At 70.6% G+C, this 11,514-nt stretch carries 12 protein-coding genes; 8 read left to right on the forward strand and 4 right to left on the reverse strand.

What is annotated here, in order from left to right:
- Positions 1-62 precede the first annotated feature (62 nt).
- Genes D6270_RS28045 through D6270_RS28060 form a run of 4 tightly spaced genes read right to left on the reverse strand, consistent with a single transcriptional unit; the run spans position 63 to position 4,829 of the window.
- On the reverse strand, positions 63-1,649 hold the full coding sequence (locus D6270_RS28045) for a beta-N-acetylhexosaminidase (RefSeq protein ID WP_109162909.1): 1,587 nt from the start codon (positions 1,647-1,649) through the stop codon (positions 63-65).
- 51 nt (positions 1,650-1,700) lie between these two features.
- The gene (locus D6270_RS28050; protein WP_109162908.1) at positions 1,701-2,546 is read right to left on the reverse strand and encodes a carbohydrate ABC transporter permease; all 846 of its coding nucleotides are present in this window, start codon (positions 2,544-2,546) and stop codon (positions 1,701-1,703) included.
- The gene (locus D6270_RS28055) at positions 2,543-3,523 is read right to left on the reverse strand and encodes a carbohydrate ABC transporter permease (protein WP_109162907.1); all 981 of its coding nucleotides are present in this window, start codon (positions 3,521-3,523) and stop codon (positions 2,543-2,545) included. Before D6270_RS28055 ends, D6270_RS28050 begins: the two co-directional genes overlap by 4 nt.
- A 43-nt stretch (positions 3,524-3,566) precedes the next feature.
- On the reverse strand, positions 3,567-4,829 hold the full coding sequence (locus D6270_RS28060; RefSeq protein ID WP_109162906.1) for an extracellular solute-binding protein: 1,263 nt from the start codon (positions 4,827-4,829) through the stop codon (positions 3,567-3,569).
- A 279-nt stretch (positions 4,830-5,108) separates the two neighbouring features.
- Here D6270_RS28060 and D6270_RS28065 point away from each other — a divergent pair, with 279 nt between their 5' ends.
- From D6270_RS28065 to D6270_RS28100, 8 genes are all read left to right on the forward strand, one after another.
- Positions 5,109-5,948, forward strand: coding sequence for a GntR family transcriptional regulator (locus D6270_RS28065; protein WP_109162905.1), 840 nt, complete (start codon positions 5,109-5,111; stop codon positions 5,946-5,948).
- Positions 5,949-6,070: 122 nt separating this feature from the next.
- Entirely contained in the window at positions 6,071-7,249 is a 1,179-nt protein-coding gene (locus D6270_RS28070; RefSeq protein ID WP_109162904.1) for a lactonase family protein, read from the forward strand.
- A gap of 84 nt (positions 7,250-7,333) precedes the next feature.
- The gene (locus D6270_RS28075) at positions 7,334-7,585 is read left to right on the forward strand and encodes a YkoF family thiamine-binding protein (protein WP_109162903.1); all 252 of its coding nucleotides are present in this window, start codon (positions 7,334-7,336) and stop codon (positions 7,583-7,585) included.
- Entirely contained in the window at positions 7,582-7,980 is a 399-nt protein-coding gene (locus tag D6270_RS28080) for a helix-turn-helix domain-containing protein (RefSeq protein WP_109162902.1), read from the forward strand. The genes D6270_RS28075 and D6270_RS28080 overlap by 4 nt, the downstream gene beginning before the upstream one ends.
- Before the next feature lie 155 nt (positions 7,981-8,135).
- Positions 8,136-8,672, forward strand: coding sequence for a 2-oxo-4-hydroxy-4-carboxy-5-ureidoimidazoline decarboxylase (gene uraD / locus D6270_RS28085; protein ID WP_109162901.1), 537 nt, complete (start codon positions 8,136-8,138; stop codon positions 8,670-8,672).
- 20 nt (positions 8,673-8,692) lie between these two features.
- Positions 8,693-9,082, forward strand: coding sequence for a hydroxyisourate hydrolase (uraH, locus tag D6270_RS28090; RefSeq protein ID WP_030710199.1), 390 nt, complete (start codon positions 8,693-8,695; stop codon positions 9,080-9,082).
- A 7-nt stretch (positions 9,083-9,089) separates the two neighbouring features.
- On the forward strand, positions 9,090-10,013 hold the full coding sequence (gene pucL, locus D6270_RS28095; RefSeq protein WP_109162900.1) for a factor-independent urate hydroxylase: 924 nt from the start codon (positions 9,090-9,092) through the stop codon (positions 10,011-10,013).
- A 68-nt stretch (positions 10,014-10,081) separates the two neighbouring features.
- Entirely contained in the window at positions 10,082-11,470 is a 1,389-nt protein-coding gene (locus D6270_RS28100) for a nucleobase:cation symporter-2 family protein (protein WP_109162899.1), read from the forward strand.
- Positions 11,471-11,514 lie beyond the last annotated feature (44 nt).

Here is an 11,514-nt window from a genome sequence, read left to right on the forward strand (position 1 = left end):
GGGGTGGGTTCCTCTCCGGAACGGTGGTGGGGGAGTGGTGACGAGCGGGGTCGCGCTGTTCCTCAGGAGGGGGACGCGTACGCGGCCGTCGCGAGCGACCGTGCGTCCAGCGGGCGGTAGGGGACGCCCAGGGCGTCCAGTCGGGCGGTGTGGTGGCGCAGCCGCCCGACGAACCCCGGCCAGTCGCCGCGCCCGCCGGACCAGGAGCGGTCGGCCAGCGCGCAGAGCCGCGGGTAGCTGAGGTACTCGATCTCCTCGGGCGTGCGGACGTACTCCGTCCACAGCTGGGCCTGCGTCCCGAGGATCCGGTCCCGCTCCTCCGGCGACCACTCCGCGGGGGCGGGTTCGTAGTCGTGGACCGTGCGGAGAGTGACGGGATCGCCCGGCTGGGCCACGGGCTCGAAGGAGGCTTCGGACTGGACGTAGTCGAGGTAGGTCGTCCGGTGGTAGGCGGCGACCACCCGGTGCCCGCGCCGTGCGGCGGCCCGGGCGTGGGAGGCATCGCGCCAGGCCATCACCGTGAAGTCCAGCGGGAGTTCGGTTCCGGACACCGCCCAGCCGACCGGTGTCCGCCCGTGCTCCACGAGGAACGCGCCGATCCGGCCCATGAACCAGCCGTGCAGCGCCGCCGGGTCCGCCAGCCCCTCGGCCGCCGCCCGCTCCCGGGCGGCCGGGCTGCTCTCCCATTCGGAGGTCGGGCACTCCTCACCGCCGATGTGGATGTACGGGGACGGGAAGACGTCCATGACCTCCTCCAGCACCGCCCGGCAGAAGGCGAAGACCTCCTCGTGCACTCCGAGGATCGTCTCGCAGACGCCCCAGCGGTCCCACACCTCCAGCCGGCGCTCCGGATGGTTGCCCAGCTCCGGATAGGCCGCGAGGGCCGCCCGCACATGGCCGGGCATCTCGATCTCCGGCACGACGGTGATGCCGCGCTCCGCCGCGTACCGCACGAGCCCGCGCAACTCGGCCTTGGTGTAGGCCCCTTCGTGAGGTGTCGAGTCGAACCGCGTTCGGCCCGGGCCCTCGGGGCCCCGCTGCGACCGGGCCCGCCGGGCTCCGACCGTGGTCAGCCTGGGGTAGGCGTCGACCGGCATCCGCCAGCCCTGGTCGTCGGTCAGGTGGAGGTGCAGGACGTTCAGCTTGTGCAGCGCCAACAGGTCCACGTACCGGAGCAGATAGTCCATCGGCCGGAAGTGCCGTGCCACGTCCAGCAGCGAACCGCGCCAGGGCAGCTCCGGTATGTCGGTGATCTCCACGCACGGCAGCTCCCAGGAGCCGGAACCCCGCGCCCCGCCCGACAGCGCCTCGGCGGGCAGGAGTTGGCGGACGGTCTGGACGCCCCGGAGCAGCCCCGTCGGGTGGGCGGCGCGCAGCAGGAGCGCCTGCGGGCCGACCGTCAGGCCGTACCCCTCCTCGCCGAGGCCGCCGAGCTGCTCGTCCAGCGCGAGCACGATCCGGCCCTCCGGCGACGGGGCCAGCGGCAGCCCGGCGGCCGGGCCGACCAGGGAGCGCAGCAGGTCGGCCGCCGGTTCGGCGCCCGGGAGAGCGCGGACGGCGGTGTCGCGGTCGAGGGTGAGCCGGCCGCCCAGGGAGGACATCCTGCTGGGCCGGGGAAGGAGGGCGAGGTCGGGGCGCGATGCGGGCACGGGGTCTCCGGGTTCGGTTCGCGGGCTTACGGGGGTGGGCGGTCCGGCCTCTCAGCCCTTGACGGCACCGGCGGCGAAGCCGGAGGTCACATGGCGCTGGAGCAGCAGGAAGATCACCAGGGCGGGCAGCGCGAAGAGCGTGGATGCGGCCATCGTGGCGCCCCAGTCGGTGCCGAAGGTGTTCTGGAAGGACGACAGCCAGACCGGCAGGGTCCGGTTGTCCTGCTGCTTGATGATCAGGAAGTTGGCGTAGGCGAACTCGTTCCACGCCGTGATGAAGCCGAACAGCGAGGTCGCCATCAGCCCCGGCGCCAGCAGCGGCATCGCCACCCGCCAGAACGCCCCGGTCCGGGTGCAGCCGTCGACCTGGGCGGCCTCCTCCAGCTCCGGCGGGATCGTCCCGATGAAGCCCCGCAGCACCACGATGGTGAACGGCAGTGTGATCATGAAGTAGATCAGCGTCAGCGTCGGCAGCCGGTCCAGCATGCCGGTGTCCCGGGAGATGATGTAGACCGGGATGATCAGCGACTCCCAGGGCGCCATCTGCGCGATGAAGACCATCAGCATGAACTGCCGCCGGCCCTTCCACCGCATCCGGGCCACGGCGAACGCCGCGCCCAGCGCCACCAGCAGCGCGAGCAGGACCGCGCCCAGCGTGACGAGGATGCTGTTGCGCCAGAACAGCGCGAACCCGTCGGCGTCCACGGCCCGTTGGAAGTGGGTGAGGGTCCAGGTGTGCGGGAGGAGCTGCGGGTCGGCCGACTGGATGTCCTTGGACGGCTTGAACGCCGTGGAGATCATCCAGTACACCGGGAAGAGGCAGATGACGACGGTCACGGCGGCGGCGATGTTCAGCGGCAGGCGGCGCAGTCGGGGGCGTGCGGTACGGGCGTTCACCGGGTCTCGTCCTCCTGGCGGAACATCTGGCGGAAGTAGAGGACGAGCACCCCGGACATCAGGACCACGGTGATCATCGAGGCGGCCGAACCCAGGTCGTACCGCTGGCTGGAGAGGGCCGTCTGCACCGCGTAGACCGGCAGGATCGTGGTGGCGTCGCCCGGCCCGCCCCGGGTCATCACCCAGATCTGGACGAACGCCTTGAACGTCCAGATCACCTCCAGCGAGAAGACCAGCAGGAAGATCGGCCGGAGCATCGGGAAGGTCACCGAGCGGAAGATCCGCCCCGCCCCCGCCCCGTCCAGCCGCGCCGACTCGTACAGCTCCAGCGGCACGGTGGTCAGCGCGGAGTACAGGGTGATCGCGGCGAACGGCACCGACTGCCAGACGATCAGCGTCACCAGGATGGCGAAGGCGGCGCTCCCGTTGGCGAACCACGGGTAGCGGTCGAAGGAGTCGAGGCCGATCGAGGTCAGCGCCCAGTTGACGATGCCGAACTCCGAGTGGAACAGCCACTGGAACACCGTGGTCGCCGCCACCACCGGCATCGCCCAGGCCAGCACCAGCGAGCAGAGCACCACCGTCCGGCCCACCCGCCGCAGCCGCTCCACCATCAGGGCGACCAGCGTGGCGATCACCATGATCAGGACGACGTTGACGGCCATGAACAGGAAGGTGCGGCGGACCACCTCCCAGAACCGCGGGTCCGACAGCAGTGTCCGGTAGTTCCGCAACCCGACGAACTCCGCGTCACCGCTGATCAGCTGGCGCAGCCGGAAGTCCTGGAAGGAGATCAGGACGGCCCGCGCCAGCGGATAGACCAGCAGATAGAGCATGCCGCCGACGGCGGGGGCGATCAGCGCGTACGGCCAGAGGCCGTGCGCCCGGCCCGCCGGCCCGGTGCGTGGGGCGGGGCGCGGGACCGGCCGCCGCCGGGGGGTGCGGGGTACGGGGGTCCGTTCGGCGACGACCGGCACGGTACGCCTCCTTCCTGTGGCTGGTGATCGGGTGCGGGCCGGGTCAGGAACCGGCGTTCATGGCCCGGCTGATGTCCTGCGAGGCCTTCGCCGCCTCCTTGACCGGGTCGCGCCCGGTGAGCACGGCGGTCATGTAGTCCTTGATCGGGTTCTCCGCCTCGACCGCCGCCCATCCCGGGGTGTTGGGCGTGGCATGGCCGTTGGCGGCGCCGACCGCCATCGCCGCCGCCCCCGGGTCACCGGCCACGGCGGAGGCGAGCGAGGTGCGGTTCGGCACGTAGCTCATGGCGACGGCGAGCTTCTTCTGCCAGGCGTTGCCGGTCAGCTCCTTGATGAAGGTGACCGCCTCCTCGGGGTGGGCGGCGGCGGCCGGTACGACGAGGTCCGAGCCGCCGGTGAAGACCGCGCCGGGGGTGTCGGCCGTCTTGCCCGGGATGGGGAAGAAGGCGAGCTTGCCCTTGAGTCCGGGGTTCTTCTCCACGATGACGTTGGCCCCGCCGGGGGTGGAGATGACCTGGGCCACCTGCCCCTGCGCCATCACCTCGGCCTGCGGCGGATCGTCCTCGTCGGAGTCCTTGGGCCCCTTGCCGAGCGCCTGGAGCTCCTCGTAGAACGCCATACCGCGCAGGGCCTCGGGGGTGTCCAGCGCGCCGGACCACTTCCCCCCGGACTCGGTGGCGAGGTCGCCGCCCTCGTCCCAGATGAAGCCGGCCAGCGCGTACCACATCTGGCCGGGCAGGTAGATGCCCTGTGTACCGCCCGTGTTGAGCTTGGTCGTGGCGTCGATCCACTGCTCGCGGGTCTTGATCGCCTTCGCGTCGACGCCCGCCTTCTCGAAGAGGTCGGTGCGGTGGATGACCACCCGGTTGGCCGCGTAGTACGGGATGCCGTACTGCTTCCCCTCGTACGCCCCGGGCTCCGCCAGGCCGCTCAGCCAGTCCGCGCCGTTCAGCTCGTCCTTGCGGTCGCTGAGGTCGAGAAGCCCGCCGCTCTCGGCGTACTGCGCCACCTGGGTGTTGCCCGCCTCGATGACGTCCGGGGCGTCGTTGCTGGCCAGGGCGGCGGTGATCTTCTGGCCGATGCCGTCCCACTCCTGGATCTGGATCTTCACATCGATCTCCGGGTGGCGCTTCGCGAAGTCGGCCGTGAACTCCTTCTGAAAGGTGTCCGAGACGCTGTCGCGCATCAGCCAGACGTCCACCCTCGTCCGCCCGTCCCCGCTCGCGGAGCCGGACGGCGAACTACAGGAACTGAGCGCGGCGGCCAGAACGAGCACGGACCCACCGGCAAGCAAGCGGTACTTCACGGTTCACCTCGGAAAGCAGAACTGAGCCCGACCTGAGTCCGACCTGACCACCTGACCAGTGATGTCCACTGGACAGCTCACCTCTCGATGGGGGTTGAAGGTGGCATAGACCAATGAGGTCGTCAACCCCCTGCGTACAAAGGTGATTTGGTGATCCGTACGTAACATGCTCGCTCTGGCCGACCGCGGTAGGCGCTACACTTGGCCTGACCAGCAGGCCAGTTGGTCCGGCAGTCCGGTCAACTGGTAAGGAAGGTGAATCCGTCGGGAGGGGAGCGCATGGACACGGATGTGCCGGGGACGGTGCTCAAACGGGAGCGGACGCGCGATGCGGTCCTGGAGCTGATCGAGTCGCGCAGCCCCGGCGACGCGATCCCCTCGGAGCGGGCCCTGTGCTCCCTGCTGGGTGTGTCGCGGCCCACCGTGCGCGCGGCGGTCGACGAGCTGGTCGCCGCCGGGCTCCTGGTGCGCGAGCACGGCCGGGGGATGTTCGTCGCGCCCGCCAAGATCACCCAGGAGCTGGTGGCGGGGGACCGGTCGCTGGCCGTGCCGCAGGCGGCGGGCGCCTGGTCGAGTCGGCTGCTGGAGTTCACCACCCTCCAGGCGGGGGCCCGGGTCGGCCGCAAGCTGCGGATGTCACCCGCCGCCGAGATCGTCTACGTGGCCCGGCTGCGGCTGGTCGACGGGGCGCCGATGGCCATCGAGCACCTGCACATCCGGGCCGGGCTGGTGCCCGGCCTCAGCGCGCAGGAGCTGGAGAGCGGGGATCTCTACGAGCACCTGCGCACCACCCATGACGTACACGTCCACGAGGCGGTCCAGGCGATCGAACCCACGGTCGTCACCCGCGCCGAGGCGAAGCTCCTCGACGTCCCCGAGCTCTCCCCGGCCCTGCTCTTCGAACGGCTGACCTCCGACACGGCCGGGCGGCCGGTGGAGTACGTCCACTCGCTCTACCGGGGCGACCGCTACCGGATCGTCTCCCGCCTCGCCCTCGGCCGGGCCGCCGAGGTCTTCCCGGACCGGGAGGGTCACCACCCGGGCATCCCGCCGGGCGACTTCGCGCACGGCGACGCGATCACCTCCTCGACCAGGGGAGACATCCAGACGGGGGCCTGAGCCGCACCCCCGGACAGCGTTGCGCAGAGTGCAACTCTGGTTGCACCTCTTGCCGTTGGCGGCTCGGCGGGCCAAGGTGGCGGCACATCCGAAGCGACCGATCCCCCCACGAGGTGCCTCGCATGAACGCCGTACCCAACCCTGCCTCCGGGCGCCCGAGCGTCGGCCGCCGAAGCCTCCTCGGCGGCCTGCTCGCGGGAGCCGCCGCCCTGGTGGCCGCCCCCGCCCTCTCCGCGTCGGCCCACGCCGCCGCCCGGCCGGCCCCCGCCGCCACCCGCCGCCTCCTCCTCGGCACCTACACCTCCGCCGAGGGCGGCGGCACCGGCATCGGCACCGCCACGTACGACACCGCCACCGGAGCGATGACCCCGGGGGCCGTGATCACCGGCGTCGAGAACCCCTCCTACCTGGCCCTCCACCCCTCCGGCTCCACCGTCTACGCCGTCGCCGAGCAGGACGCCGGCGCGGTCACCGCCGTGGCGCTCGCGCCGGACGGGACGTACGACGTGCTCGGCACCCGCCCCACCGGCGGCTCCGGCCCCACCCACCTCTCCGTCCACCCGTCCGGGGACTGGCTCCTCAGCGCGAACTACACCTCCGGCAGCGTCGCCGTGCACCCCATCGCGGCGGACGGCTCGCTCGGCGAGCGCACCGACCTGGTCACGCACAGCTCCCCGCCGCCCGGTCCCGGCCAGAGCGGGCCGCACGCCCACCAGATCGTCACCTCGCCCGACGGCGGCCACGTCCTCGCCGTCGACCTCGGCACCGACACGGTGTACACGTACCGACTCGACACCTCCGCCGGAACGCTCACCGAGGTCTCCCGCGCCGCCCTGGCCCCCGGCTCCGGCCCGCGCCACCTCACCTTCCACCCCGGCGGGCGCTCCGCCTATCTGGCCTGCGAGCTGGACAACACCACGGTCGTCTGCGCGTACGACCCCGGGAACGGAACCCTCACGCCCGGCCCCGGCCAGTCCACCGGGGCGGAGACCGGCTACCCGGCCCAGCTGGTCGTCACCGGCGACGGCTCGTACGCGTACCTCGCCAACCGGGGCCCCAACAGCCTCACCCGTTACGCGGTGGAGGACGGCGGAGCGGCCCTGCGACTGCTGGACACCGTGCCCGTCGGCGGGGACTGGCCGCGCCAGCTCGCCCTGTCCCCGGACAGCTCCCTGCTCTTCGCCGCCAACCAGCGCTCCGCCACCGTCACCGCCTTCCGGGTGGGCGACGACGGCTCCCTGGCCTCGGCGGGCGACGCGCTCCCGGCGCCGGTCGCGGTCTGCGTCCTGCCGCTGCCGTGACGCCCGGGGCGGGTCCGTTCCAGCGGTTACAGTCGTGCCCCGGCCGCGCGCCCGCACCCGCGGCGAGGACATCAGGGAGGCACAGTGCGCTTGAGGGTGGAATTCACCACCGAGCCCTTCGATCTCGACGAGGCGCCCGCCCACGCGGTGGTGGCCCGTGAGGTGATCCAGAGCGCCGAACTCGACGCCGTGGACGTCGGGCCGTTCGGCAACACGGCGGAAGGGGGCGCGGGCGAGGTGCTCACCGCCGTGGACTCCCTGCTGCGCCGGGCCCTGGCCTCGGGTGCCACCCGGGTCTCGCTCCAGGTCAATGTGATCGGGGAGGAGGTACGGTGACCGAATCCGCCGATCACTCTCCGGTCACCGTCGACCACCCCTTCGTATCGGCCGTCAAACCGCTCGTCGACGCGATGGGCGCCGAGCTGCTCGGCCCCGACCAGGCCCAGCCGGACGATGTGGTGCTCGCGTGGGAGGGCCGGGACGTCATAGCCGTACGGCTGCCCCAGCTCTCCGACTCGTTGGACCACATCCTCGCCGCGCTGGAGCGGCGGCACGGGATGCCGCTCGCCGACCTGGACCGGAAGGCCAAGCAGTCCGTCGTCCGGACCCTGGAGGCACGCGGTGCCTTCTCCGTACGACACGGGGTGGAGACCGTGGCCGGCGCCCTGGGCGTCTCCCGGTTCACCGTGTACAACTACCTGAACCGGGAACATTCGGCCAAGGGTGAGTAGTTGGCCGAACGCACAGGAAAGCCGCTGTCCGGATGCCGGGACGGCGGCTTTCTCCGTTCGCGAGATTTCAACAAAGTGTTGACGTCGTGTTGCGGAGGGCGTTAGCTATCCGCAGCCCGAACAACGCACAGCGAAAAACAGCCACGGAGGCTCCCGTGACTTCGAGCTCCACACCGGGCCTCACCCGGTTCAACACCCTGGCGGACGGTGATTCCACCCCCGCACTGCACGAGGTCTGTGCCAGTGCGGCCTGGGGAGAGACCGTCCTCGCCGGTCGTCCGTACGCCACCGAGGAAGCCCTGCTCTCCGCCAGCGACGCCGCCATGGCCGAGCTGACCGCGGAGGACCTGGCCGAGGCGATGGCGGGCCACCCGCCGATCGGCCGCCCGAAGCCGGGCGACCCGACCTCCTCCCGCGAGCAGCGGGGGATGGCCGGCGCCTCCGAGGAGCTCAAGACCGAGATGCTCGAACTGAACCTGGCCTACCAGGAGCGGTTCGGACATGTCTTCCTGATCTGTGCCACCGGTGCCACCGGTGAGCAGATGCGCGACGCGGTGAGGTCCCGGATCGGGAACTCGCCCGAGCAGGAGCAGGAGATCGTGCGCACCGAACTGGGCAAGATCAACCGCATCCGGCTGACCCGTCTCGTACGGGAGACCCTCGCAGAGGAAGCTCCCGCACAGGAGTCCTGAGATCAAGGAGAGTGACGGTCTTGAGTACCGACACGACCGCGTCGGTGTCCACGCACATCCTGGACACCTCCATCGGCCGCCCCGCCGCGTCCGTCGCCGTCTCGCTCGCCGCCCGCAGCGGCAGCGACGCGCCGTACGTGACGCTCGGAGCCTCCGCGACCGATGCGGACGGGCGCTGCAAGGACCTGCCGGCGCTGCCGGAGGGAACCACCCATGTACGCCTCGCCTTCGACACCGAGACGTACTTTTCCAAGAAGCAAGCCGAGGCGCAGCAGGACGCCCCCCGCGTAAGGGACAGCGGCGCGTTCTTCCCGGAAGTGACGATCGCCTTCGCGGTCGTGCCGGGCGAGCACTATCACGTACCGCTGCTGCTCAACCCGTTCGGCTACTCCGTTTACCGAGGGAGCTAGCACCGACATGCCCACGATTCTCGGCCAGAACCAGTACGGCAAAGCAGAGAACCGCGTCGTTAAGATCACGCGGGACGGCGACACCCACCACATCAAGGACCTGAACGTCTCGGTCGCCCTCTCCGGCGACATGGACGACGTGCACTACTCCGGCTCCAACGCCAACGTCCTGCCGACCGACACCACCAAGAACACGGTGTTCGCGTTCGCCAAGGAGCACGGGATCGAGTCCGCCGAGCAGTTCGGCATCCACCTCGCCCGGCACTTCGTCTCCTCGCAGGAGCCGATCCACCGCGCCCGCATCCGGATCGAGGAGTACGCCTGGGAGCGCATCGCGACCTCCGACGGCAACTCCAAGTTCATCGGCGCCGACGAGGTCAAGCACTCCTTCGCCCGCAAGGGCATGGAGACCCGCGTCTCCCAGATCACCTACGACGGGGAGAGCTGGGAGGTCATCTCGGGCCTCAAGGACCTCACCGTGATGAACTCGACCAACTCCGAGTTCTGGGGCTACGTCAAGGACAAGTACACGACGCTGAAGGAGGCGTACGACCGCATCCTGGCGACCGACGTCTCCGCGCGCTGGCGCTACAACTGGACCAGCGACGAGCAGCCCATGCCGAACTGGGAGAAGTCCTACGAGCAGGCGCGCAAGCACATGCTCCAGGCCTTCGCCGAGACGTACTCCCTCTCGCTCCAGCAGACCCTTTACCAGATGGGTTCGCGCATCATCAACAGCCGCAGCGAGATCGACGAGATCCGCTTCTCGCTGCCGAACAACCACCACTTCCTGGTGGACCTCGAACCGTTCGGACTCAAGAACGACAACGAGGTCTACTTCGCGGCGGACCGTCCCTACGGTCTGATCGAGGCCACCGTGCTCCGCGACGGCGTCGAGCCGAAGATCCCGGTCGACATGACCAACCTCTGACGCGGCACTGAACCGGCCCCCGCCCGCCCGCAGTCGGGCGGGGGCCGGTCATCCCGGAGGAAACACCCATGGCACAGCCTGCAACGGGGCCGGCCGAAGGCCCGAAACCTCTTATCGGCAACGCAGTTCACCCGTGCGACGAGAAGCTCCCTCCCGCACGACTCGTCCCCGCGGCCCTCCAGCACATCGCCGCCATGTACGCGGGCGTCGTCACCCCTCCGCTGATCATCGGCCAGGCAGTCGGCCTGGACACCGCCGGGATGACGCGGCTCATCGCCGCGAGCCTCCTGATCGCCGGGCTCGCCACCATCGTGCAGACCATCGGCATCGGCGCCTTCGCCGGCAACCGGCTGCCGTTCGTCAACGCGGCCTCCTCCGCCGGTATCGCCCCGATGCTCGCCATCGCCGAGACCAGCGCCCCCGGCCACCAACTCCCCGCGATCTACGGTGCGGTGCTCGTCGCCGGGGCCTTCTGCCTGACGGTCGGACCGTTCTTCGGCAGACTGCTGCGCTTCTTCCCGCCGCTCGTCACCGGTGTCGTCATCACCCTCATCGGCGTCACCCTCATGCCCGTGCCGGTCGCCTGGGCGCAGGGCGGCGACGCCACCGCCGCCGACTTCGGTGCCATGAAGTACCTGGCGCTGGCCGCCTTCACCCTGGTCGTCATCCTGCTCATCCAGCGCTTCGGACGCGGCTTCCTCAAGCAAGTCGCCCTGCTGGTCGGCATGTTCGTCGGCACGACGGCCGCGATTCCGTTCGGACTCGCCGACTTCTCCGCGCTGAGGTCCGCACCGCTCGCCGCCCTGCCGACCCCTTTCGCCTTCGGCGCACCGGAGTTCCACCCGGCCGCGATCCTCTCCCTCTGCATCGTGATGCTCGTCCTGATGACTGAGTCCTCGGCCGGGATGCTGGCCCTGGGCGAGATCTGCGACCGCCGCACCGACGGACGTACGATCACCCGGGGCCTGCGCACGGACGGCATCGCCACCCTCCTCGGCCCGGTCTTCGGAGGCTTCCCCACCAGCGCCTTCGCCCAGAACGTCGGCGTCGTCTCGCTGACCCGGGTACGCAGCCGGTACGTCGTCGCGGCGGCGGGCGGCGCCCTGCTGATCCTGGGCGCCTTCCCGGTGCTCGGCGCGGTCGTCTCGCTCGTCCCGATGCCCGTCCTCGGCGGCGCCGGCATCGTTCTCTTCGGTTCCATCGCGGTCAGCGGCATCCGTACGCTCTCCGAGGCCGGACTCGACGACAGCTCCAACATCATCCTCGTCGCGGTGGCGCTCGGCGCGGGCATCATCCCGCTCGCCGCGCCCACCTTCTACGCCGGATTCCCGGCCTGGGCGCAGACCGTCCTCGGCTCCGGGATCAGTGCGGGAGCGCTGGTCGCGGTCGTGCTCAACCTGTTCTTCCACCATCTCGGCACCCACAGCCGCCCCGCTGTGGCACTCAAATCCTCCTAGGGTCCTGCCGTGCCCACATCGCCACAGAGAGAAGAAGGAAGCGC

Source organism: Streptomyces griseus subsp. griseus, assembly GCF_003610995.1.
GTDB lineage: Bacteria > Actinomycetota > Actinomycetes > Streptomycetales > Streptomycetaceae > Streptomyces.

Excerpts from the sequence above, each read along its gene's own strand:
- D6270_RS28065 (WP_109162905.1), top strand. The coding sequence starts at position 5,109 with ATGGACACGGATGTGCCGGGGACGGTGCTCAAACGGGAGCGGACGCGC.
- D6270_RS28100 (WP_109162899.1), top strand. The coding sequence starts at position 10,082 with ATGGCACAGCCTGCAACGGGGCCGGCCGAAGGCCCGAAACCTCTTATC.
- pucL (WP_109162900.1), top strand. The coding sequence starts at position 9,090 with ATGCCCACGATTCTCGGCCAGAACCAGTACGGCAAAGCAGAGAACCGC.
- D6270_RS28070 (WP_109162904.1), top strand. The coding sequence starts at position 6,071 with ATGAACGCCGTACCCAACCCTGCCTCCGGGCGCCCGAGCGTCGGCCGC.